This window comes from Streptomyces sp. PSU-S4-23 (assembly GCF_055632315.1).
In genome coordinates this window covers 2,738,613-2,761,521 of record NZ_JBVMUU010000002.1, presented here as the reverse complement: position 1 = coordinate 2,761,521, position 22,909 = coordinate 2,738,613, and the positions used below count along the sequence as shown (strand labels likewise).

The window sequence follows — 22,909 nt, the reverse complement described above, 5'->3', positions numbered from 1 at the left end:
GCGGCGCGTGGTCGACGCGCCGCCCGTGCCGTTGTGCCCGTAAGGGAGTCCGCTGCTCGGATCTGTCCGTTGTCGGGCACTTGTCGAGCACTTGTGGAGCACGGTTCCCCTCCAAGGCGGCCCAGTTCGGTAACTCGGTGCTTATGGATGCGGTCGGTCTGTCACCCTGTCCGCATCGCCAGAGGCGCATTCGTCCGAACTTCCCGGGGAGTTGTCCATGGGGGCCATCCCGACGCAGCGGGAGACCATGTCCCGTTCCCCTGACGCGCCGGCGCACGAGGGCGCGGGGCTGTGGGCGTCGGCGCGTACCACCCTGCCCGGAGGGCCGCTCGCGCCCGGGGCCGCCCGCCGGTTCATGCGGGCCACCCTCACCGATTGGGAGGGGCTCGCCGAGCCCGGCACCGTCACCGAGCGCCTGGGCGACGACGCGGTGGTCGTCGTCAGCGAACTCGTCACCAACGCCGTCGTGCACGCGGGCACGGACGTCGAACTGGTCTGCCGTCTGGAGGACGCCAGGGACGATCCGGCCGGACTCGTCGTCGAGGTCTCCGACCGCCACCCCTCGCGCGTGGTGCGGGACGACGGCACCGAACGCCCCTACGGCGTACCCGAGTACGGGCGCGGTCTGCGGCTCGTCTCCACGCTCGCCACGGCCTGGGGCATCACCTACCGCACCGGTGCCAAGACCGTCTGGGCGCGCCTGCCCCTGGACGGCACCCTGGACGCCGAGGAGGAGATGGAGGCATACGCCGGCGAGAGCGTCCCGGAGTGGGAGCCGGGCACGGCCGGGTTCCCCGCGCCGGAACCCCTCGTGTGCGCCGACCCCGGGCGCGGCGCCCCCGACCGGGACTGGCGGGGCCGCGGCGCCCTGTCCTTCCTCGCCGAGGCGTCCGACCTGCTCGCCGGGCAGCTCGACGAGGACCTGGTGGCCGCGCTCACCGGGCAGCTGCTCGTGCCGCGGCTGGCCGACTGGTGCGCGGTGTGGCTGGAGGACGAGGCGACCGGCTGGCGCGGGTCCGAGGCCGCCGTGGCCTGCGGACCGCGACTCGCCCGCGTCTGGCACGGCAGCGAGAACCGCATCGAGGAACTGCGCCGGGCGCTGGAGAAGGACCCGCCCCGGCTGCCGGAGTCGGTGCGCTCCCGCGCGGTGCCGGTGCCCTGGCCCGCCGAGGCGCTGGGCCCGCGGGGCGCGACCGGGGCGGCGCTCGCCTACCGTCTGATCGCCGGCGGCCGGCCGCTCGGCACGCTCGTCATCGGGCGGGCCGGGCTGCCGTGCTTCCCCGACGAGATCACCGGCCTCGTCGAGGACCTCAGCCGCCGGGTGGCGCTGGCCATCGGGGCCGCCCGGCAGTACGCGCGCCAGGCCACCATCAGCCGGGTCCTGCAACGCGGGCTGCTGCCGGGCGCGGTCGCCGAGATCCCCGGGGTGCGCAGCGCGCTCGTGTACGAACCGTGCGACAAGGGCGGTCCCAGCGGCGACTTCTACGACCTGTTCCCGGCGGGGAACGGCCGCTGGTGCTTCGCGATCGGTGACGTCCAGGGCAAGGGCCCCGAGGCGGCGGTCGTGATCGGGCTCGCCCGGCCCTGGCTGCGGCTGCTGGCCCGCGAGGGCTACGACGTCCCCGACGTCCTGGACCGCCTCAACCAGCTCCTGCTGGACGACGCGACGGAGGCCTCGGACGCGGCGGCGCGGGCGCTGGTCGCGGCAGGCACCCCCGTACCGGTCGTCGACGACGGCCCGCAGGCCCGCTTCCTCTCCCTCCTCTACGGCGAGCTGGTCCCCTCCGACGGCGGGGTGCGGTGCACGCTGGCCGCGGCGGGGCATCCGCTGCCGCTGCTGCTGGGGCCGGACGGCGACGTACGGGCCGTGGCGCAGCCGCAGACGCTGCTCGGGGTCGTCGAGGACGTGACGTACACGTGCGAGACCTTCGAGCTGCACCCCGCCGACACGCTTCTGTGCGTCACGGACGGGGTGACGGAGCGGCGCAGCGGATCGCGCCAGTTCGACGACGGGGACGGGCTCGCCGCGGCGCTCGCCGGCTGCGCCGGACTGACCGCGCAGCTGATCGCGGAGCGGATCAGGAGGCTGGTGCACGAGTTCGGCGGGAACCCGCCGGAGGACGATCTGGCACTGCTGGTGCTGCAGGCGGAATGAGGACGTCTGACCGTGCGGGACAATGGAGGGCATGCCCTCCGCACTCCCCGACGGCGAACCCGTCCCCGACGACGGCGCGCTGCCCGCGCACGCGCTCGCCGGGGCCGCAGGGCGCCCCCTCGGGTTCTACCTCCACGTGCCGTACTGCGCCACGCGCTGCGGCTACTGCGACTTCAACACGTACACGGCGACGGAGCTGCGGGGCACGGGAGGCGTCCTCGCCTCGCGGGACACCTACGCGCCGACCCTGATCGAGGAGATCCGCCTGGCCCGCAAGGTGCTCGGCGACGACCCGCGCGAGGTGCGCACGGTGTTCGTCGGGGGCGGTACGCCGACGCTGCTGGCGGCGGACGACCTGGTGCGGATGCTGGGGGCGATCCGGGACGAGTTCGGCCTCGCGGCCGACGCCGAGGTGACCACGGAGGCCAACCCGGAGTCGGTCGACCCGGCGTATCTGACGGCCCTCCGGGAGGGCGGCTTCACGCGGATCTCCTTCGGCATGCAGAGCGCCCGCCCGCACATCCTGAAGATCCTCGACCGCACCCACACCCCGGGCCGCCCCGAGGCGTGCGTGGCCGAGGCGCGGGCGGCGGGCTTCGAGCATGTGAACCTGGACCTGATCTACGGGACGCCGGGGGAGTCGGACGACGACTGGCGGGCTTCGCTGGAGGCGGCGCTGGGAGCCGGGCCGGACCATGTCTCGGCGTACGCGCTGATCGTGGAGGAGGGCACGCGGCTGGCGCGTCGCATCCGCCGGGGCGAGATGCCGATGACGGACGACGACGTGCACGCGGACCGGTACCTGATCGCTCAGGACATGCTGTCGGCGGCGGGCTACGACTGGTACGAGGTCTCGAACTGGGCCGTGTCGGAGTCCGGGCGCTGCCTGCACAACGAGCTGTACTGGCGCGGCGCCGACTGGTGGGGCGCGGGCCCCGGGGCGCACTCGCACATCGGCGGCGTGCGCTGGTGGAACGTGAAGCATCCGGGGGCGTACGGGGCGGCCCTGGCGGAGGGCCGTTCCCCGGGGGCGGGGCGGGAGGTCCTCACGGACGAGGACCGCCGGGTCGAGCGCATCCTGCTGGAGCTGCGGCTGCGGGAGGGGGCGCCGCTGGCTCTGCTGAGGGAGGAGGGGCTGGCGGCTTCCCGGCGGGCGCTGGAGGAGGGGCTGCTGGAGGAGGGGCCGTATGGGCAGGGGCGGGCCGTTCTGACGCTGCGGGGGCGGCTGCTGGCGGATGCGGTGGTGCGGGACCTGGTGGACTGATCACTCGGCGGAGTGAATCACTGCTGAACCCTGATGTGGTCCCTGACCTGGTTCATAGGCTGCTGCCGTGAGCGCGGCGGCGGAAAGTGGAGGGCCACGGAGATGACCGCTGTGGATGGCCGACTGATCACCGACGTCAGGGAGATCTTCGAGAACCTGGAGGTTCCGGAGGGTTTCAAGGCAGAGCTTCTTCGGCGGGACATCGTGATGACGGCGGGGCCTGGCCTGGTCCATAACGTGATCGTGGAGTCCGTCCAGGACCAGATTCCCCGCGACCGCTGGCAGCGGCTGCAGGTGCAGGCCGTCGACATACCGCACGAGCTCAGCGAACCCGTGCCCGACCTCGTGGTGATCGAACGCGGTGCGGTCCCCGGCTCCGGACGTCTGCTGCCTTCGGGGGTGGTCACCATAGTCGTGGAGGTCGTCTCGAAGACCAGCGTCGACCGCGACTACGGGGACAAGCGCTCCATCTATGCGGCGGGCAAAGTGCCCGCCTACTTGATCATCGATCCCATGGCCGCCCAGTGCCTGCTGCTCACGGAGCCGACCGGGCAAGGTGAAGAGGCGGACTACCTGCTGGAGCGGACCAGCAGATTCGGCATGCCACTGTCGTTGGACATGTTCGGCATCAAGCTGGAGACCAACGAGTTCGGAACGGTGCCGCCCGTCAAGCGCCACCGCCGGCCGTGACGAAGTCGATCAGTTCCTCCACCCGCCCCAGCAACTCCGGCTCCAGGTCCTTGTAGGACCGCACCCGCGCAAGAATCCCCTGCCACGCCTCCCCGGTGTTCTCCGGCCACCCCAGCGCCCGGCACACCCCCTTCTTCCAGTCCTGCCCGCGCGGCACGGCCGGCCACTCGCGGATGCCCAGGGACGACGGCTTCACCGCCTGCCAGATGTCGATGTAGGGGTGCCCGACCACCAGGGCGTGCCCGCTCGTCACCGACTCCGCGATGCGCCACTCCTTCGAGCCGGGGACCAGGTGGTCCACGAGGACGCCGAGACGGGCGTCGGGGCCGGGGGCGAAGGACGCCACGATCGACGGCAGGTCGTCGACGCCCTCCAGGTACTCCACCACCACGCCCTCGATGCGCAGATCGTCGCCCCACACCTTCTCGACCAGTTCCGCGTCGTGACGTCCCTCGACGTAGATACGGCCCGCGCGGGCCACCCTCGCCCGGGCACCCGGGACGGCCACCGAGCCCGACGCCGTACGGGTGGGCCGCCGCGGGGGAGCCTTCGGGCGCACCAGCGTCACCACCCTGCCCTCCAGGAGGAACCCCCGCGGCTCCAGGGGGAACACCCGGTGCTTGCCGAAGCGGTCCTCCAGCGTCACCGTGCCCGCCTCGCAGCGGATCACCGCGCCGCAGAAGCCGGTGCGCGGCTCCTCCACCACCAGGCCGGGGTCCGCCGGGACCTCCGGGGCGGGCTTCGGCTTCTTCCACGGCGGGGTCAGGTCCGGCGAGTACATGCGCATTCGGATGACGATAGGAGAAGCCGGGGCCGGAGGATGTGGCGAGCGCCTACGACACGCCGAAACGGGCCGCCAGTCCGTCCCGCTGGGACCGGACGAACCCGGCGTCCACCACCGCCCCGTGCCCCGGCACGTACAGCGCGTCCTCGCCGCCCAGCTCCAGCAGCCGGTCCAGGGCGGCCGGCCAGTGCGAGGGGACCGCGTCCGGACCCGCCTGCGGCTCGCCGGACTCCTCCACCAGGTCCCCGCAGAACACCACCTCCGGGTCACCGGGGACGAGGACCACCAGGTCGTGGGCGGTGTGGCCGGGTCCCACGTCGGCCAGCAGGACCCGCACCCCGCCCAGGTCCAGCGTCCGCTCGCCCGACACCTGGTGGCGCGGACGCACCAGCACGTCCGCGGCCTCGGCCGCCGCTCCCGGGTCCAGCCCGTGGCGCACGGCGTCCGTGACCAGCTCGTCACGGCCGCGCAGCAGCACCGCGTCGACGCCCACCGCCGCGAACACCTCCGCGCCCGCGAACGCCGCCGCCCCGAAGACATGGTCGAAGTGGGGGTGCGTGAGCGCGAGATGCGTCACACGCCGGTCCCCGCCGAGCGGCGCGAGCAGCCGCCGCGCCTGGGCGCGCAACCGTGCGCCCTCGCCCAGGCTCGACCCCGCGTCCACGAGGAGCGCCCCGTGCCCGCCGACCACGAGCCCGGCCGTGCAGTCCCAGACCGGAAGCCGCCGCCGCCCCGAGCGCGTACCGAGCGGTTCCCACCCGGACCCTTCCCACAGCACCGTCATACAGCGACGCTATCGGCAGGCGCCCGGCCTGGCAGGACAGCCCGGGACAGGTCGGTACACGTCGGTACGACAGCCGGGCTCTCCCTTGCCGGGTGCGTACCCGGCCGCCGTACACTGGGCCCCGGGATGCTGGCACTCGAATACGCAGAGTGCCAGGGGAAGTGCCGGGAAGACCGAATTGCTGGAGGTGCGCGCGATGCTCAGTGAACGCAGGCTCGAAGTGCTGCGCGCCATCGTCCAGGACTATGTGGGCACCGAGGAGCCGGTGGGCTCCAAGGCGCTCACCGAGCGGCACAGGCTCGGCGTCTCCCCGGCCACCGTCCGCAACGACATGGCAGCGCTGGAGGAGGAGGGCTACATCGCCCAGCCGCACACCAGCGCCGGACGCATCCCCACGGACAAGGGCTACCGCCTCTTCGTCGACAAGCTCGCGGCCGTCAAGCCGATGAGCCCGCCCGAGCGCCGCGCGATCCAGAACTTCCTGGAGGGCGCGGTCGACCTCGACGATGTGGTCGCGCGTACGGTACGCCTGCTCGCGCAGCTCACCCGGCAGGTCGCCGTCGTGCAGTACCCGTCGCTGACGCGCTCGACCGTGCGGCACGTGGAGCTGCTGTCGATGGCACCCGCGCGCGTGATGCTGGTGCTGATCACGGACACCGGCCGGGTGGAGCAGCGGATGATCGACTGCCCCGCGCCGTTCGGGGAGACGTCCCTCGCGGATCTGCGGGCGCGGCTCAACAGCCGGGTCGCCGGCCGCCGTTTCGCGGATGTCCCGCAGCTCGTGCAGGACCTTCCCGAGGCGTTCGAGGAACCGGAGGACCGCGGCGCGGTCTCGACGGTACTGTCCACCCTCCTGGAGACGCTCGTGGAGGAGACCGAGGAGCGGCTGATGATCGGCGGTACCGCCAATCTCACCCGCTTCGCGCACGACTTCCCGCTCACCATCCGCCCCGTCCTGGAGGCGCTGGAGGAGCAGGTCGTCCTTCTCAAGCTGTTGGGCGAGGCGAAGGATCCGGCCATGATGGTGCGTATCGGCCATGAGAACGCGTACGAGGGACTCAACTCCACGTCCATCGTCTCCGTCGGCTACGGTTCGGGCGGCGAGGCAGTAGCGAAACTCGGCGTGGTCGGACCGACCCGCATGGATTACCCGGGAACGATGGGAGCGGTACGAGCGGTGGCACGGTACGTCGGACAGATCCTGGCGGAGTCGTAAGTGGCCACGGACTACTACGCCGTGCTCGGCGTACGCCGCGACGCGTCACAGGACGAGATCAAGAAGGCGTTCCGCCGGCTCGCCCGCGAGCTGCACCCGGACGTCAACCCCGATCCGAAGACGCAGGAGCGGTTCAAGGAGATCAACGCCGCCTACGAGGTGCTCTCGGACCCGCAGAAGAAGCAGGTCTACGACCTCGGTGGCGACCCGCTGTCCCAGTCGGGCGGCGGGGGCGCGGGCGGCTTCGGCGCGGGCGGCTTCGGAAACTTCTCCGACATCATGGACGCGTTCTTCGGCACGGCGTCGCAGCGCGGTCCGCGCTCGCGCACCCGCCGCGGCCAGGACGCGATGATCCGGCTCGAAGTCGATCTCGACGAGGCGGCCTTCGGCACGACCAAGGACATCCAGGTCGACACGGCCGTCGTCTGCAACACCTGCAACGGCGAGGGCGCGGCGCCCGGGACGAGCGCCCAGACCTGCGACATGTGCCGCGGCCGCGGTGAGGTCTCGCAGGTGACCCGGTCCTTCCTGGGCCAGGTCATGACGTCGCGGCCGTGCCCGCAGTGCCAGGGGTTCGGCACCATCGTCCCGAACCCGTGCCCGGAGTGCGCGGGCGACGGGCGGGTGCGCTCCCGCAGGACGCTCACCGTCAAGATCCCCGCCGGTGTCGACAACGGCACGCGGATCCAGCTCGCGGGCGAGGGCGAGGTCGGCCCCGGCGGCGGCCCCGCCGGCGACCTGTACGTCGAGATCCACGAGCTGCCGCACTCGACCTTCCAGCGCCGCGGCGACGACCTGCACTGCACGGTCACCATCCCGATGACCGCCGCTTCCCTCGGCACGAAGGTGCCGCTGGAGACGCTCGACGGCCTGGAGGAGGTCGACATCCGCCCCGGCACCCAGTCCGGGCAGTCGATCCCGCTGCACGGCCGCGGCGTCACGCACCTGCGCGGCGGCGGCCGGGGCGACCTGGTCGTGCACGTCGAGGTGCAGACCCCGACGAAGCTGGACCCGGAGCAGGAGCGGCTGCTGCGCGAGCTGGCGAAGCTGCGGGGCGAGGAGCGGCCGCAGGGACAGTTCCAGCCGGGGCAGCAGGGGCTGTTCTCGCGGCTGAAGGATGCGTTCAACGGGCGGTGACGCGGGGGCGCCCGGCGTCACCGGACCGTCTGGGGGCTGCCGCCCCCAGGCCCCCGCCTCGGCCTGAACGGCCTTGTCCTCAGGCGCCGGACGGGCTGGTGGTGTGTGGGCGTGAACGGCCTTGTCCTCAGGCGCCGGACCGGCTGGTGGTGTGTGGGCGTGAACGACCTTCGTCCTCAGGCGCCGGACCGGCTGGTGGTGTGTGGATGTGAACGGCCTTGTGCTCAGGCGCCGGACGGGCTGGTGGTGTGGGCCTGGGGCGGGCGTTGATTCGTGGGGTCGGGAGGCCGGATTGCGGTGGGTCTCGTGGTGCCTCTGGCGTCCTGACCCGCTGCCGATTCCTCTGGCATATGCCAGAGGAAGACCGGATTCGGACCCGTGCGGAGGACGTGACACCATGCGGTCATGTCCACCGCGCTGACCGATCTCCTCCGCCATCCGATCGTGCAGGCCCCCATGGCGGGCGGCGCCTCCGTGCCGCGGCTCGCCGCTGCCGTGTCGGACGCCGGCGGCCTGGGGTTCCTCGCCGCCGGGTACAAGACCGCCGACGGCATGTACCAGGAGATCAAGCAGCTCCGCGGCCTCACGGGCGCCCCCTTCGGCGTGAACCTGTTCATGCCGCAGCCCGAGCACCCCGGTGCGGGCGGCGGATCCACCGGAGCGGCCGCCGCCACCGCGCTGCCCTCTGCCGCCGCCGTCGAGGTCTACGCCAACCAGCTCGCCGGTGAGGCCGCCTGGTACGAGACGGAACTGGGCGACCCCGACAGCGGCCGGGACGACGGCTACGACGCCAAGCTCGCCGTCCTGCTCGACAACCCGGTGCCGGCGGTCTCCTTCCACTTCGGCGTCCCCGCCCCCGACGTCCTGGACTCGCTGCGCCGCGCGGGCACCCTCACCCTGGTGACCGCGACCACCGTGGACGAGGCCCTCGCCGTGCAGCGGGCGGGCGCCGACGCGGTGATCGTGCAGGGCGTCGAGGCGGGCGGCCACCAGGGCACCCACCGCGACTTCGCCGAGAACGACCCCTGCGGCATCGGGCTGCTCTCGCTGGTCGCCCAGGTCCGCGAGAGCGTGCGGATCCCGATCGTGGCGGCCGGCGGGATCATGCGCGGCAGCCAGATCGCCGCGGTGCTCGCGGCGGGGGCGAGCGCCGCCCAGCTCGGCACCGCGTTCCTGGTGACGCCCGAGTCCGGCGCCCACCCCCTGCACAAACAGGCGCTGACCGACCCCCTGTTCGTCCGGACGGAGCTGACGCGCGCCTTCTCCGGGCGTCCGGCGCGCGGCCTGGTCAACCGCTTCATGCGCGAGCACGGCCCCTACGCGCCCGCCGCCTACCCGGAGGTCCACCACCTGACCTCGCCGTTGCGCAAGGCGGCCGCCAAGAGCGGGGACGCGCAGGGCATGGCGCTGTGGGCGGGCCAGGGGCATCGTATGGCGCGCGAACTGCCCGCCGGGGAGCTGGTGGAGGTGCTGGCGGCGGAGGCCGGGGCAGCGGTGACAGCGTTGTCGGCGGGAGGTGCGTCCCGATGACCGCACCGGTGTTCGTGGTCGACCGACTCGACGGCGTCGGACCGGAGTTCGTGCTCGACGGCCCCGAAGGGCGGCACGCGGTCTCGGTGAAGCGGCTGCGGCCCGGCGAGGAGGTGGTCCTCACCGACGGACGCGGACGGTGGACCGAGGGCGTGGTGAAGGCCGCCGAGGGCAAGGACCGCCTCGTGGTCATGGACCTGGAGTGCGTTCACGAGCAGCCGCCGCAGACTCCGCGCATCACCGTGGTGCAGGCCCTGCCCAAGGGCGACCGGGGGGAGTTGGCCGTGGAGACCATGACCGAGGTCGGGGTGGACGCGATCGTGCCGTGGTCGGCCTCCCGGTGCATCACACAGTGGAAGGGCGAGCGCGGACTGAAGGCGCTCGGCAAGTGGCGGGCCACCGCCCGTGAGGCGGGCAAGCAGTCCCGCCGGGTGCGCTTCCCCGAGGTCGCGGACGCGGCAACCACCGAACAGGTTGCCGCACTTCTGGCCACCGCCGATCTCGCCGCCGTCCTGCACGAGAGCGGTGAGGAACCCCTGGCGACCGCGGACCTTCCCACCGAGGGCGAGATCGTGCTGGTGGTGGGACCCGAAGGGGGCATCTCGCCTCAGGAGCTGGCGCTGTTCGGCCAGGCGGGTGCCAGGGCGTTCCGGCTGGGGAGCACCGTCCTGCGTACGTCGACCGCGGGCACCGCGGCGGCCGCTCTGCTGCTGGGCCGCACGGGCCGCTGGTCCTGATCCGCGGACATCCACGGGGCACGCGGCGAACTCGCCCGGGTGACGGGCCTCCAGGAGCGCCCGGTGGCCGTATGCGCTCTACCGTCGTGGGCGGGACAGTGGCAGGCTGCCGTCCATGGGGGTATTGAGGCGGATTCGACGGCCGAAGGGACGGCGGCTCGCGGCCGTGACCGGAATCGTCGCCGTCGCCGTCGGCGGAGCCGTGGCGTGCCAGCCCGGAGATCTGAGTTCCGCGGCGGTGGCGTACACGACCGACCAGACCGCGACCACGCAACTGCAGCGGCAGCACGTGGACGTGCGCTGGCTCAGCTGCACGGGCACCTACGGCGACGGCGGCAAGGCCGCCACGTCCGCGGGGACGCCCGCGCCGAGCGAGACCACCGTCGTGAGCGTCGACTGCCAGGGACAGACGGGCGACCACAAGGACATCACCGTCAAGGGCAGGGTCACGCGGGCCGTCGACGGCAAGTGCGTCCGCGGGGACCTCAGGGCGACGGTGGGCGGCAAGGAGGTCTTCCACGTCAGCGGGCTCGGCAACTGCAACGCCACCCCCACGCCGCCCGTCTCCTACCACCCCGTCACCCCCGGCGGGCCCGGTCCCACGGTCACCGTGACGAAGACCATCTGGTGCCAGGGCGACCCCACCTGCTGGCCGGTCCAGGGCAAGTGACGAGCGCATGGGACGCAGGCAACAGCGCAAACCCCTGTCAGGGACCACGATCGCTGCTTAGGGTGACCTGGTGACTCAGCCCGCATCGCCCGCGTATCTCCGGTTCCCGCACCTGCACGGCGAGTTGCTCGCCTTCACCGCCGAGGACGACGTCTGGGTCGCCCCGGTCGACGGCGGCCGCGCCTGGCGGGTCAGCGCCGACAACGTCCCCGTCAACCACCCCCGGATATCCCCGGACGGCACGACCGTCGCCTGGACGTCCACCCGCGACGGCGCCCCCGAGGTGCACGTCGCCCCGCTCGACGGCGGCCCCGCCCGGCGCCTGACCCACTGGGGCAGCGCGAAGACCCAGGTGCGCGGCTGGACCCCCGAAGGACGCGTGCTCGCCCTCAGCACGGTCGGCCAGGCGTCGCTGCGCCGCACCTGGGCGCGCGCGGTGCCACTGGACGGCGGGGAGGCGGCCACCCTGCCGTACGGACCCGTCGGCGATGTCGCGTACGGGCCGGCCACGGTGCTGCTGTCCGCGCCCATGGGCCGCGAGGCGGCGCACTGGAAGCGGTACCGGGGCGGCACGGCGGGCAAGCTGTGGATCGACCGTGCCGGCGAGGGGGAGTTCGTGCGGCTGCACGAGGACCTCGACGGCAATGTCGAGTACCCGTTCTGGGTCGGGGAGCGCATCGCCTTCCTCAGCGACCACGAGGGCGTCGGGGCGCTCTACTCGTCGTCGGCCGACGGCTCGGATCTGCGGCGGCACACACCCCTGGGTGACTTCTACGCCCGGCACGCCGCCACCGACGGCACCCGGGTCGTCTACGCGTCCGCCGGTGAACTGTGGCTCCTGGACGACCTGGACGGGGCCGAGCCGCGACGGCTCGACATCCGGCTCGGCGGGCAGCGCACCGACCTCCAGCCGTATCCCGTGAGCGCCGCGCGCTGGTTCGGCTCCGCCTCGCCCGACCACACCGGGCGCGGCAGCGCCGTCCTGGTGCGGGGCGCCGTCCACTGGGTCACCCACCGCTCGGGGCCCGCCCGCGCGCTCGCCGACGGGCACGGCGTACGGGCCCGTCTGCCGCACACCTTCCGCACGGACGGCGAGGAGTGGGTGGTGTGGGTCACGGACGCGGAGGGCGACGACGCGCTGGAGTTCGCGCCCGCCACCGGACTCGCGCCCGGCGCCGTCCCGCGGCGGCTCGCGGCCGGGCAGCTCGGCCGTGTGCTCGGGCTCGCGGTGGCTCCCGACGGCAGCCGGGTCGCGGTCGCCGCGCACGACGGGCGGGTGCTGCTCGTCGAGCGGGACAGCGGTGAGGTGCGCGAGGTCGACCGCAGCGAGGACGGCGAGGTCAGCGGGCTCGTCTTCGCACCGGACTCGGCGTGGCTGGCCTGGTCGCATCCCGGACCGCGCCCGCTGCGGCAGCTCAAGCTCGCCAACACGGCCGACCTGTCGGTGACGGAGGCGACACCGCTCCGCTTCCGCGACTACGCGCCGGCCTTCACGCTGGACGGCAAGCACCTGGCGTTCCTCTCGGCGCGCTCGTTCGACCCGGTCTACGACGAGCACGTCTTCGACCTGGCCTTCGTGGGCGGCTCGCGTCCGTATCTGATCACGCTCGCCGCGGCCACCCCCTCCCCGTTCGGGCCGCAGCGGCACGGCCGCCCCTTCGAGGCGCCCGACAAGGACGAGACGCCCGGCAGCGAGGGCGCGCCCGCCACCCGGATCGACCTGGAGGGTCTCGCCGACCGGATCGTGCCGTTCCCGGTCGAGGCCGCGCGCTACTCGGGGCTGCAGGCGGCCAAGGACGGGGTGCTGTGGCTGCGGCATCCGGTGCGCGGCGTGCTGGGCGCCTCGCGCGCCACCCCCGACGACCCCGATCCCCACACCGAGCTGGAACGGTACGACCTCGTCCAGCAGCGCATCGAGCACCTGTGCGCGGACGCCGAGCGCTTCGCGGTCACCGGCGACGGCAAACGGGTGCTGCTGTGGACCGACGGCAAGCTCAAGGTCGTACCGAGCGACCGGCGTGCCCCGAACGACGACGACAGCGACGCGAACATCACCGTGGACCTGTCGCGCGTACGGCAGACCGTCGACCCGGCGGCCGAGTGGCGGCAGATGTACGAGGAGACCGGCCGCCTCATGCGCGACAACTTCTGGCGGCCCGACCTGGGCGGGGTCGACTGGGACGGCGTACTGGACCGCTACCGGCCCGTGCTCGGGCGCCTGGCCACGCACGACGACCTCGTCGACCTGCTGTGGGAGGTGCAGGGCGAACTGGGCACCTCGCACGCCTATGTCACGCCCGCCGGCGGGAGCTGGGGCGGGGACCGGCGGCAGGGGCTGCTCGGGGCCGACCTGTCCCGGCACGAGGACGGGAGCTGGCGCGTCGAGCGCGTACTGCCCTCGGAGACCTCCGACCCCGACGCGCAGGCGCCGCTGGCGGCGCCCGGCGTGGCCGTACGGGCGGGCGACGCGATCGTCGCGGTCGGCGGCCGGCCGGTGGATTCCGTGACCGGGCCCGGGCCGCTGCTGGTGGGGACGGCCGGTAAACCGGTGGAGCTGACGGTCTCGCCGGCGGGCGGGGGCGAGCTGCGGCACGCCGTCGTCGTCCCGATCGCGGACGAGGAGCCGCTGCGGTACCACGCGTGGGTGGCGGACCGGCGCGCCTACGTGCACGAGAGGTCCGGCGGGCGGCTCGGCTATCTGCACGTGCCGGACATGGTGGGCTCCGGGTGGGCCCAGCTCCACCGCGACCTGCGGATCGAGGTCGCCCGCGAGGGGCTGATCGTGGACGTGCGGGAGAACCGGGGCGGGCACACCTCCCAGCTGGTCGTGGAGAAGCTGGCCCGGCGGATCGTGGGATGGGACCTGCCGCGCGGGATGCGGCCCTACAGCTACCCCGAGGACGCACCCCGGGGGCCCGTCGTCGCCGTCGCCGACGAGTTCTCCGGATCGGACGGGGACATCGTGAACGCGGCCGTCAAGGCGCTCGGGATCGGGCCGGTGGTGGGCACCCGGACATGGGGCGGGGTCGTCGGGATCGACAGCCGCTACCGGCTGGTCGACGGGACGCTGGTGACGCAGCCCAAGTACGCGTTCTGGCTGGAGGGTTACGGGTGGGGCGTGGAGAACCACGGGGTCGATCCGGATGTCGAGGCGGTCCAGGCGCCGCAGGACCACGCGGCGGGGCGTGACGTCCAGCTGGACGAGGCGGTGCGCATCGCGCTGGCCGCGCTGGAGGAAAGCCCGGCGAAGCGGCCCCCGGAGCTGCCGTCGTCGTGATTCCCCCCCGTCCGGCGGCGGACGGTGCCCGCCCGCCCTTCGGAGCGGGCGGGCAGGGCCGATACGATGCCGTCGTCGCGATCAGTCTGTGTCAGGAGGCACGCACATGGCGGGAGAGCCGCAGGACGACTGTCTGTTCTGCAAGATCGTCGCGGGGCACATCCCGGCGACGATCGTCCGGGAGACCGAGACCACGGTCGCCTTCCGGGACATCAACCCCCAGGCGCCGACCCATGTGCTGGTCATCCCCCGGCTGCACTACCCGCACGCCGCCTCCCTCGCCGCCGCCGCACCCGCCGTGGCCGCCGATGTGCTCCGGGAGGCCGGCGAGGTCGCCGCGGACGAGAAGCTCGACTACTACCGCGTCGTCTTCAACACCGGCAGCGGGGCGGGCCAGACCGTCTTCCACGCGCACGCCCACGTCCTGGGCGGCCGCGGCCTGCAGTGGCCCCCCGGATAGACCACCGTGTCCGCACGCGAACTGGTGGTCCTCGGCACCGCCAGCCAGGTGCCCACCCGGCAGCGCAACCACAACGGCTATGTGCTGCGGTGGGACGGGGAGGGAATCCTCTTCGACCCCGGTGAGGGCACCCAACGGCAGATGCTCCGTGCCGGGGTCGCCGCCCACGACCTGCACCGGATCTGCGTCACGCACTTCCACGGCGACCACTCCCTCGGACTCGCCGGGGTGATCCAGCGCATCAACCTCGACCAGGTGCGCCACCGGATCACCGCGCACTACCCGCAGTCGGGGCAGCGGTTCTTCGAGCGGCTGCGGTACGCGACGGCGTACCGGGAGACGGTAAGGGTGACCGAGGCGCCCGTCGCCGCCGACGGCCCGCTCGCGGTCACCCCCGCCTACACCCTTGAGGCCCGCCGGCTGTCCCACCCCGTCGAGTCCTACGGCTACCGGCTGGTCGAGCCCGACGGGCGCCGCATGCTGCCCGAACGGCTCGCCGCGCACGGCATCCAGGGGCCCGACGTCGGACGGATCCAGCGGGAGGGCTCCCTCGGCGGTGTCCCGCTCGACGAGGTGAGCGAGGTGCGGCGCGGGCAGCGGTTCGCCTTCGTGATGGACACGCGGCTGTGCGAGGCCGTGCCCGCCCTCGCCGAGGGCTGCGACCTGCTGGTCATCGAGTCCACGTTCCTCGACGCGGACGCGCACCTGGCAGAGGACCACGGCCACCTGACCGCCGGTCAGGCCGGGCGCGTCGCCGCGGAGGCCGGGGTGCGCCACCTCGTCCTCACCCACTTCAGTCAGCGCTACCCCGAACCCGAGGCGTTCGGGCGGGAGGCACGGGCCGCCGGGTTCGACGGCGAACTGACCGTGGCACACGATCTGATGACGGTGCCGGTACCGAAACGCCGGTGAAACGGCCGTACGATGCTGCGATGCCCCTCCCGAAAGCGGAACTGCACCTGCACATCGAAGGCACCCTGGAGCCCGAGCTGGCGTTCGAGCTGGCCGCGCGCAACGGTGTGACGCTGCCGTACGCCGACGCGGACGCTCTCCGCACGGCGTACCGGTTCGAGGACCTCCAGTCCTTCCTGGACCTGTACTACGAGCTCATGGCCGTCCTGCGGACGGAGCGGGACTTCGGGGACCTCGCGGACGCCTATCTCGCGCGGGCCGCCGCGCAGGGCGTGCGGCACGCCGAGATCTTCTTCGATCCGCAGGCCCACACGGCGCGCGGGGTCGGCATGGGCACGGTCGTCGAGGGACTGTGGCGGGCGCTCGGCGGCAGCCAGGACAACCACGGCGTCTCCACCCGGCTGATCATGTGCTTCCTGCGCGACGAGTCCGCCGAGTCGGCCATGGAGACCCTGGAGGCGGCGCGTCCGTACCTCGACCGGATCGCGGGCATCGGCCTCGACTCGGCCGAGACCGGGAATCCGCCGGGGAAGTTCCGCGAGGTGTACGAGGCGGCCGCCGCCCTGGGCCTGCACCGTGTGGCGCACGCCGGTGAGGAGGGGCCGCCGGAGTACATCACCGAGGCCCTCGACGTGCTCGGCGTGGAGCGCGTCGACCACGGGCTGCGCTGCATGGAGGATCCGGCGCTCGTCGAGCGGCTCGCGCGGGAGCGGATCCCGCTGACCCTGTGCCCCCTGTCGAACGTGCGTCTGCGCGCCGTGGACGCCCTGGCGGACCATCCGCTCGCGGCCATGCTGGACGCCGGGCTGCTGTGCACCGTCAACTCCGACGACCCCGCGTACTTCGGCGGGTACGCGGGGGACAACTTCGACGCCGTGCGGGCCGCGCTCGGCCTGGGCGAGGAGCGGCTGCGCGAGCTGGCCCGCAACTCCTTCGCCGCCTCCTTCCTGGAGCACGACGAGGAGCGGCGGGCGCGCTACCTCGCAGAGGTGGACGCATACGAGTTCCCGTAGGCGGCCGGGGACGGCTCAGGCGGCCGGGGCACGTCCGCCGGAGCCGGGCCCACGAGGGTCGCGCCGGTCGCGCCGGTCGCGCCGGTCGCGCCGGTCGCGCCGGTCGCGCCGGTCGCGCCGGTCGCGCCGGTCGCGCCGGTCGCGGCGGTCCGTCGCCGGAGGCCGCCGGGGCGCAGCGCGACCGCGGTCAACGGGACCGCGATCGCCAGCAGTCCGGCCGCCAGGATCGCGCCCATCGCGGGGAAGCCCGCCCGCGCGGACAGCGCGCTGCCGGTGAGGGGGCCCGCCGCCGTGCCGAGCGAGGACGCCGAGCCGACGAGGACCGCCCAGCGGCCGCGATGGTCGAGCGAGGCGGCGAGGCCGAGCAGATACGACAGGACGACCGGGTAGAGCGCGTTCCAGGCGATCTCACCCGTGGCGAAGGTGCCGAGCCCGGTGGCGGAGGCGCTGAGCGCGATGCAGCCCGCGATGAGCGCGGTGCCGGCACCGATGGGGAGCGCCTGGCCGAGGCGGGGGCCGAGCGCCCTCGCGCCGATCACCCCGAACAGGCCGGCGCCGAGCGCGGCCGCGAAGACGGCGCCGACGGCGGCCTCCGTCAGGTGCGCCTGGGCGAGGCCGATGCGGCCGCTGACGCCCCACAGGGAGTTCTGGGCGAGGGACCAGCACAGGATGCCGGCGGCCAGGACCGGTCCGGAGCGGACGTGAGGCGGGCGGGCCGCGCCCGCCGGCGCCGCGGCCGGCGGGGCGGGGGCGGTGAGCCGGCCGGTCGCGGGCCACACGAGCAGCGCGGCGAGTGCGTTCGCGGCGAGCGGGGGACCGTGGCCCGCGCCGAGGTGGGGCACCGTCAGGTAGACCACGCCGGCGAGCGCGGAGACGCCGAGCAGGCCCAGGGCCGAGGCACGGTGGGGGTCCCGCTCGGCGGCGATGCCGGCCGCGGCGACCGTGCCGGCCGTGCCGGAGCCGAACCCGCCCGCGATCGCTCCCGCGACGACCAGCGGCACGCTGTGGGTGAGGGCGGCGGTGCCGTACCCGATGGCGGTGAGCGCGAGGCCGGCGCGGGCGAGCCGGCGGGGGCCGACGCGCTGGACCCGGGCGGCGAGCAGGAAGCCCGCGAGGGCCGAACTCAGCAGCAGGGCACTGCCGAGGGAACCGGCCTCGGTGGCGGACAGCGGGAGACCGGAGTCGAGCCTGCCGACGGTGGTGGGCAGGAGGTAGGCGGCCAGGTACCCGGATGTGAACAGGGCGATGAGGGGCCAGGGCGGGGCGGTGCGGGAGGACACGGACGTTCCAGGGCGTGCGGAAGGACGGCTCCGGCGAGAGCCGGAGAAGAGGGGGAGGGGGCGCCGTCCGTCGACCGACAGGAACGTGCGGGCCATGTGTATCAGACACTCCGTCCGAGAAGAAGGGCGGACGGTGTGACGCGGAGCACGTGGGGGTTTGCGGGGTGAGCGGCCGGGTAGAAGGGTGCTGCCTCATGGCGTTCGCATCCATGGACGATGTCTACATGGGGAAATGGAAGGGAGCCGCCCCGTGACCGCCGAGACCTCCCGCGACCTGTCCGTCGCCGAGGTGCGCCTGACCCCGGTTCTGGTCGCCGACCCGCCGCTGCTGAACACGCAGGGCGTCCACCAGCCGTACACGCCCCGTCTGATCGTGGAGGTGGTGACGGCCGACGGGATCACGGGGGTCGGCGAGACGTACGGCGACACCAAGTACCTGGAGCTGGCCCGGCCCCTGGCGGACAGGCTGACCGGCCGCCCGGTGACGGAGCTGAACGGGCTGTCCGCCCTCGCCGGCGAGATCGCCGTCGACCGCTCCCGGGCCGGTGACCGGGTCGACGTCGGCGGGCTGCGCGGCGTCCAGACCGCCGACAAGCTGCGCCTGTCCGTCCTGTCCGCCTTCGAGGTCGCCTGCCTCGACGCCCTCGGCCAGGCGCTCGGCCTGCCCGTGCACGCACTGCTCGGCGGCAGGGTGCGGGACGCGGTCGAGTACAGCGGCTACCTCTTCTACCGGTGGGCCGGCCATCCCGAGGGCGTGGGTGGTGAGAAGGACGACTGGGGTGCCGCCCTCGATCCGGCGGGAGTCGTCGCCCAGGCCCGGGCGTTCAAGGAGCGGCACGGCTTCCGGTCCTTCAAGCTCAAGGGCGGGGTCTTCCCGCCGGACGAGGAGATCGCCGCGGTCCGCGCCCTCGCCGAGGCGTTCCCCGGGCACCCGCTGCGCCTGGACCCGAACGGAGCCTGGTCCGTGGAGACCTCGCTGAGGGTGGCCCGGGAACTGGCCGACGTCCTTGAGTACCTGGAGGACCCCGCCCTCGGCACGCCCGCCATGGCCGAGGTCGCCGCGGGCACCGAGGTGCCGCTGGCCACCAACATGTGCGTCACCACGTTCGCCGAGATCGAGGAGGCGTTCACGCGCGGCGCCGTCCAGGTGCTGCTCTGCGACCACCACTACTGGGGAGGGCTGCGCGCCACCCGCGAACTCGCCGCCGTCTGCCGTGCGTTCGGGGTCGGGATGTCCATGCACTCCAACACGCACCTCGGCATCTCCCTCGCCGCGATGACCCATGTCGCCTCGACCGTGCCGGACCTCCACCACGCCTGCGACACCCACTACCCGTGGCAGTCCGAGGACGTCCTCACCGAGCGCCTCGCCTTCCGGGACGGCACGATCGCCGTGCCGGACGCCCCCGGCCTCGGCGTCACGCTGGACCGCGACCGGCTGGCCGTCCTCCACGAGCGCTGGCTCACCGACGACGGCACCCTGCGCGACCGCGACGACGAGGCCGCGATGCGCGTCGCGAACCCCGCCTGGGCCACACCGCCCGTCCCCCGCTGGTAGCGGCCCGTGGCCCCGGCGCCCGCCGAAGGGGCGCTTGGTGCACACTGGCTGGGTCCGCATCACGCCAGGGAGCGCACCGTGACCGCGTCCATCGGAGAGGGACCGTACCGCCAGGCCCGCCTCGACCCCCTTGCCGCCCTGCGCCTGCCGGAGGACCCGCCGTGGGACGTGTATCTCACGGGCACGGTCTTCCTCGACATCATCTTCACCGGGCTCGACTCGGCCCCGGTGCGCGGCACCGAGAGCTGGGCGCGGGGCATGGGGTCGAGTCCCGGCGGCGTCGCCAACATGGCCACCGCGCTGGCCCGCCTGGGCCTGAAGACCTGCCTGGCGGCGGCCTTCGGCGACGACCACTACGGCGACTACTGCTGGGACGCCCTGGAACGGGGCGAGGGCATCGACCTGTCGCCGTCGCGGACGGTTCCCGGCTGGCACTCCCCGGTCACCGTCTCCATGGCGTACGAGGGCGAACGGACCATGGTCTCCCACGGCCACGAGCCGCCGCCGCAGGAGCCCGCACCCGACTGCCCGCCCCGTGTCCGCGCCGCCGTCGCCTCCCTGACCCCCGGCAGGCGCGCCCCCTGGATCGCCACCGCCGCCCGGCAGGGCACCCGTATCTTCGCCGACGTCGGCTGGGACGAGACCGGCGCCTGGAACCTGGCGGGCCTGGCCGACCTCGAGCTGTGCGAGGCGTTCCTGCCCAACGCGGTGGAGGCCATGCGCTACACGGGCACGGACTGCCCGCGCGCCGCCGCGCACGCGCTCACCGAGTATGTGCCGCTGGCCGTCGTCACCCTCGGCGCGGAGGGCGCGTACGCCGTCGACCGGCGTACCGGGGAGACCGCCGCCGTGCCCGCGATCGCCGTCGAGGCGCTGGACCCCACGGGCGCGGGGGACGTCTTCGTGGCGGGCTTCGTGACGGGCACGCTCGCCGAGTGGCCGCTGGCCGACCGCCTGGCCTTCGCGGGGCTGACCGCCGCGCTGTCCGTGCAGGAGTTCGGCGGGTCGCTCTCTGCGCCCGGGTGGTCGGAGATCGCGGCCTGGTGGCGGAAGGTGCAGTCGTACGAGAACCAGGAGCCCGCGGCGCTGCGCCGGTACGCCTTCCTGGACGGAGTGCTCCCCGAGGTGTGCGTGGAGCCGTGGCCGCGGCGCCGGGCGGTGCCGACGATCGGCTTCAGACGGCCGGCCTGACGCACCGGCCCGACCGGAAACGGTCGTTGACACATGATGGATACCGCTCGATCATCGGCTGGATCGAGCTGAATCGAGCATGGTCCGTACGGACCGACCTCTGACTCGCGCATCCCGGCCCCTGACCGCCCCCGTCGAAGGACATGTGCTGTGCGCGGACCATCACGCAGACTCAGGGCACTGCTCGCGGCCGTGACACTGGCCCCGGCCCTCCCCGCCGGCCTCACCGCACCGGCACAGGCCGCCCCCGCTCTCCCGGCCGCCCGGTTCTCCGCGTCCGCCGGCCGGCTCGCCCTGACCGTGCCGCCCTCCGGGAACGCCCCCGGCTACACCGTCGAGGTGACGACGTCCCGGCTCGCCCTCACGACCAGCCGGTCCGGCACCGGCGTCCTGGCCACCGCGGGCGGCGACACCGGAGCCCTGCGCTTCCGCGCCGGGGGAGTCTGGCAGCACGCCACCGAGGTCACCGGCTGGTCCTGGAAGGACGGGGTCCTCACCCTCACCGCGGACACGACCGCCGCGGGCGCCACGGTCCGGGCCCGCATCACCCCGTCCGCCGACCGCTACCACCTCGACTGGGCCGTCGGGGGAGCGGACCCCGACCGGCTCGGACTCGCCTACGACCTGGCGTCCGCCGGCCACTGGTACGGGCACGGAGAGGCCGAGACCCCGCAGGGCGGCCCCGGCACCGACCAGCCCTGGCCGCTCGACGCCGGCGAGGTGGTCCACCCGGCCTTCGGCCCGGCCTCGTACCAGATGATCGACCCCTTCTGGTACACGTCGAGCGCGGCCGGACTGCACGTCGACACCGGGCACGTCATGGACGTGGCGATCAACCAGGGCAAGGACGGCCTCGGCCGCTTCGACGTCGAGTCCGCCGAACCCTACCGGGCGACCGTCTTCGTGGAGTCCACACCGCTGGAGGTCTACCGCGACTACATCGGCATCGTCGGCAAGCCCGCCAAGAGCGACGCCACCTACGAGCAGTACACCAGGCCGGTGTGGAACTCCTGGGCGCAGTTCTACACCCACGTCGACCAGGCCGGGCTCCTCGACTACGCCCGCGACCTGCACGACAACGGACTCGTCGGGCACACCCTCCAGCTCGACGACAAATGGGAGTCGCGTTACGGGAACATGACCTTCGACCCGAAGGCGTACCCCGACCCCGAGGCCATGTCGCGGACCATCCACGACCTCGGCTTCGACTTCGGCCTCTGGGTCACCCTGTGGATCAACCTCGACTCCGACGCGTACCGGTACGCCGCCGACCACGGGTACCTGCTGAAGGACGCGGCCGACCCCTCCAAACCGTGCACCGTCACCTGGTGGAACGGCACCGCCGGGATCGTCGACCTCGCCGACCCGGACGCCAGGGCCTGGTACACCGGCCGGCTCAGGACCCTGATGAGCGACTACGGCGTCGACGGGCTGAAGTTCGACACCCGCTTCTTCGACGAACGATGCGCCCCGCACGACGGCTACCGGCCCACCGACTACCAGCGGCTCGGCGCCGGACTCGCCGACGGGTTCGACCTCCAGGGCGTCGGCATCCGCGTGCACTGGGACGCGAGCGCCCACCGGGCGGGGTTCGTCACCCGGCAGATCGACAAGGGCACCGGCTGGGAGTCGCTGCGCGCCTCCGTGACCCAGAACCTGGCCATCTCCACCATCGGCTACCCCTTCGTCACCACCGACATGATCGGCGGCTCCGGCGGCCGGCCCGCGCCCGCCAAGGAGGTGCTGGTGCGCTGGGCGCAGTCCGCCTCGCTGCAGCCGCTGATGTACTCCTCCACATCGCCCGTCGACACCGTCGACGTCACGACGGGCCGCACGGTGGACTACGACCAGGAGACCGTCGACCTCTACCGCGAGGCCGTCGCCCGGCACGAACGCCTCGCGCCGTACATCTGGGACCAGGTGCGGCGGACGCTGCGCACCGGCGACCCGATCATGCGGCCGCTGTTCTTCGACTTCCCGCGGGACAGGGCGTCCTACACGATCACCGACGAGTGGATGCTCGGCCCGGCGGTCCTGGCCGCCCCGCAGCTCACCGACGGCGCGAGTCGCACCGTCCACCTGCCGCCCGGAGTCTGGTACGACGTCGCCCGCGGCACCGTCGTCCGCGGCCCGCGGACCCTCACCGGCTACGACGTCCCCCTGGGCGTCACCCCGGCCTTCGTGAACCTGAAGGCCGAGGGCGCCGGCAAGGCCCTGCGCGCGCTGAGACCTTCCCCCACACCCGGCTGAC

The 22,909-nt window shown here is 73.5% G+C and carries 18 protein-coding genes; 15 read left to right on the top strand and 3 right to left on the bottom strand.

Annotated features, from left to right (window positions below; all coding sequences use genetic code 11):
* The first annotated feature begins 217 nt into the window (after positions 1–217).
* The 3 genes from ACZ79I_RS13250 to ACZ79I_RS13240 all read left to right on the top strand — a co-directional run bounded on the left by ACZ79I_RS13250 (position 218) and on the right by ACZ79I_RS13240 (position 4,109).
* Positions 218–2,155, top strand: a complete 1,938-nt coding sequence (locus ACZ79I_RS13250; protein ID WP_471497209.1) for a SpoIIE family protein phosphatase — start codon at positions 218–220, stop codon at positions 2,153–2,155.
* A 31-nt stretch (positions 2,156–2,186) separates the two neighbouring features.
* A complete protein-coding gene (hemW, locus tag ACZ79I_RS13245; protein WP_471497207.1) occupies positions 2,187–3,419 on the top strand; it encodes a radical SAM family heme chaperone HemW in 1,233 nt (410 codons plus the stop codon).
* Between the two features lie 102 nt (positions 3,420–3,521).
* Complete coding sequence (locus ACZ79I_RS13240) at positions 3,522–4,109, top strand: Uma2 family endonuclease (RefSeq protein ID WP_471497205.1); 588 nt, start codon at positions 3,522–3,524, stop codon at positions 4,107–4,109.
* Here ACZ79I_RS13240 and ACZ79I_RS13235 read toward each other — a convergent pair.
* Entirely contained in the window at positions 4,087–4,896 is an 810-nt protein-coding gene (locus ACZ79I_RS13235) for a DUF3097 domain-containing protein (protein WP_471497203.1), read from the bottom strand. The two genes, ACZ79I_RS13240 and ACZ79I_RS13235, sit on opposite strands and share 23 nt — an antisense overlap.
* Before the next feature lie 46 nt (positions 4,897–4,942).
* The gene (locus tag ACZ79I_RS13230) at positions 4,943–5,677 is read right to left on the bottom strand and encodes an MBL fold metallo-hydrolase (protein WP_471497201.1); all 735 of its coding nucleotides are present in this window, start codon (positions 5,675–5,677) and stop codon (positions 4,943–4,945) included.
* 196 nt (positions 5,678–5,873) lie between these two features.
* Between ACZ79I_RS13230 and hrcA the strand changes: the two genes are divergently transcribed.
* The 9 genes from hrcA (at position 5,874) to ACZ79I_RS13185 (ending at position 16,629) form a co-directional block, all read left to right on the top strand.
* The gene (hrcA, locus tag ACZ79I_RS13225; protein WP_471497200.1) at positions 5,874–6,893 is read left to right on the top strand and encodes a heat-inducible transcriptional repressor HrcA; all 1,020 of its coding nucleotides are present in this window, start codon (positions 5,874–5,876) and stop codon (positions 6,891–6,893) included.
* On the top strand, positions 6,894–8,030 hold the full coding sequence (gene dnaJ / locus ACZ79I_RS13220) for a molecular chaperone DnaJ (protein WP_471497198.1): 1,137 nt from the start codon (positions 6,894–6,896) through the stop codon (positions 8,028–8,030). It begins immediately after the preceding gene.
* 405 nt (positions 8,031–8,435) lie between these two features.
* Positions 8,436–9,560 (top strand): nitronate monooxygenase, encoded by a 1,125-nt coding sequence (locus ACZ79I_RS13215; protein ID WP_471497196.1) that lies wholly within the window; start codon positions 8,436–8,438, stop codon positions 9,558–9,560.
* Positions 9,557–10,297: a 16S rRNA (uracil(1498)-N(3))-methyltransferase gene (locus tag ACZ79I_RS13210; protein ID WP_471497194.1), complete on the top strand. Its 741-nt coding sequence runs from the start codon at positions 9,557–9,559 to the stop codon at positions 10,295–10,297. Before ACZ79I_RS13215 ends, ACZ79I_RS13210 begins: the two co-directional genes overlap by 4 nt.
* Before the next feature lie 115 nt (positions 10,298–10,412).
* The gene (locus tag ACZ79I_RS13205) at positions 10,413–10,967 is read left to right on the top strand and encodes a hypothetical protein (protein ID WP_471497192.1); all 555 of its coding nucleotides are present in this window, start codon (positions 10,413–10,415) and stop codon (positions 10,965–10,967) included.
* 70 nt (positions 10,968–11,037) lie between these two features.
* Complete coding sequence (locus ACZ79I_RS13200; RefSeq protein WP_471497190.1) at positions 11,038–14,244, top strand: S41 family peptidase; 3,207 nt, start codon at positions 11,038–11,040, stop codon at positions 14,242–14,244.
* A gap of 106 nt (positions 14,245–14,350) precedes the next feature.
* Positions 14,351–14,704: a histidine triad nucleotide-binding protein gene (locus ACZ79I_RS13195; protein WP_471497188.1), complete on the top strand. Its 354-nt coding sequence runs from the start codon at positions 14,351–14,353 to the stop codon at positions 14,702–14,704.
* A 6-nt stretch (positions 14,705–14,710) separates the two neighbouring features.
* On the top strand, positions 14,711–15,616 hold the full coding sequence (locus ACZ79I_RS13190; RefSeq protein ID WP_471497186.1) for a ribonuclease Z: 906 nt from the start codon (positions 14,711–14,713) through the stop codon (positions 15,614–15,616).
* 20 nt (positions 15,617–15,636) lie between these two features.
* Positions 15,637–16,629, top strand: coding sequence for an adenosine deaminase (locus tag ACZ79I_RS13185; protein ID WP_471497184.1), 993 nt, complete (start codon positions 15,637–15,639; stop codon positions 16,627–16,629).
* On the opposite strand, the gene ACZ79I_RS13180 is transcribed toward ACZ79I_RS13185, so the two are convergent.
* Positions 16,593–17,909, bottom strand: coding sequence for an MFS transporter (locus ACZ79I_RS13180; RefSeq protein WP_471497182.1), 1,317 nt, complete (start codon positions 17,907–17,909; stop codon positions 16,593–16,595). The genes ACZ79I_RS13185 and ACZ79I_RS13180 overlap by 37 nt on opposite strands.
* A 232-nt stretch (positions 17,910–18,141) precedes the next feature.
* On the opposite strand from ACZ79I_RS13180, the gene ACZ79I_RS13175 reads away from it, so the two are divergent.
* From ACZ79I_RS13175 to ACZ79I_RS13165, 3 genes are all read left to right on the top strand, one after another.
* On the top strand, positions 18,142–19,467 hold the full coding sequence (locus ACZ79I_RS13175; RefSeq protein ID WP_471497181.1) for a glucarate dehydratase family protein: 1,326 nt from the start codon (positions 18,142–18,144) through the stop codon (positions 19,465–19,467).
* Positions 19,468–19,545: 78 nt separating this feature from the next.
* The gene (locus ACZ79I_RS13170) at positions 19,546–20,658 is read left to right on the top strand and encodes a carbohydrate kinase family protein (protein WP_471497179.1); all 1,113 of its coding nucleotides are present in this window, start codon (positions 19,546–19,548) and stop codon (positions 20,656–20,658) included.
* Positions 20,659–20,808: 150 nt separating this feature from the next.
* The gene (locus tag ACZ79I_RS13165) at positions 20,809–22,908 is read left to right on the top strand and encodes a glycoside hydrolase family 31 protein (RefSeq protein WP_471497177.1); all 2,100 of its coding nucleotides are present in this window, start codon (positions 20,809–20,811) and stop codon (positions 22,906–22,908) included.
* Position 22,909: the final 1 nt, after the last annotated feature.

What these genes read in the sequence shown, in the direction of transcription:
- ACZ79I_RS13215 (WP_471497196.1), top strand. Translation starts at nt 8,436, where the DNA reads ATGTCCACCGCGCTGACCGATCTCCTCCGCCATCCGATCGTGCAGGCC.
- ACZ79I_RS13230 (WP_471497201.1), bottom strand. Translation starts at nt 5,677, where the DNA reads ATGACGGTGCTGTGGGAAGGGTCCGGGTGGGAACCGCTCGGTACGCGC.
- ACZ79I_RS13240 (WP_471497205.1), top strand. Translation starts at nt 3,522, where the DNA reads ATGACCGCTGTGGATGGCCGACTGATCACCGACGTCAGGGAGATCTTC.
- ACZ79I_RS13195 (WP_471497188.1), top strand. Translation starts at nt 14,351, where the DNA reads ATGGCGGGAGAGCCGCAGGACGACTGTCTGTTCTGCAAGATCGTCGCG.
- hemW (WP_471497207.1), top strand. Translation starts at nt 2,187, where the DNA reads ATGCCCTCCGCACTCCCCGACGGCGAACCCGTCCCCGACGACGGCGCG.
- ACZ79I_RS13250 (WP_471497209.1), top strand. Translation starts at nt 218, where the DNA reads ATGGGGGCCATCCCGACGCAGCGGGAGACCATGTCCCGTTCCCCTGAC.
- ACZ79I_RS13185 (WP_471497184.1), top strand. Translation starts at nt 15,637, where the DNA reads ATGCCCCTCCCGAAAGCGGAACTGCACCTGCACATCGAAGGCACCCTG.
- ACZ79I_RS13175 (WP_471497181.1), top strand. Translation starts at nt 18,142, where the DNA reads ATGGAAGGGAGCCGCCCCGTGACCGCCGAGACCTCCCGCGACCTGTCC.
- ACZ79I_RS13205 (WP_471497192.1), top strand. Translation starts at nt 10,413, where the DNA reads ATGGGGGTATTGAGGCGGATTCGACGGCCGAAGGGACGGCGGCTCGCG.
- hrcA (WP_471497200.1), top strand. Translation starts at nt 5,874, where the DNA reads ATGCTCAGTGAACGCAGGCTCGAAGTGCTGCGCGCCATCGTCCAGGAC.
- ACZ79I_RS13210 (WP_471497194.1), top strand. Translation starts at nt 9,557, where the DNA reads ATGACCGCACCGGTGTTCGTGGTCGACCGACTCGACGGCGTCGGACCG.
- ACZ79I_RS13235 (WP_471497203.1), bottom strand. Translation starts at nt 4,896, where the DNA reads ATGCGCATGTACTCGCCGGACCTGACCCCGCCGTGGAAGAAGCCGAAG.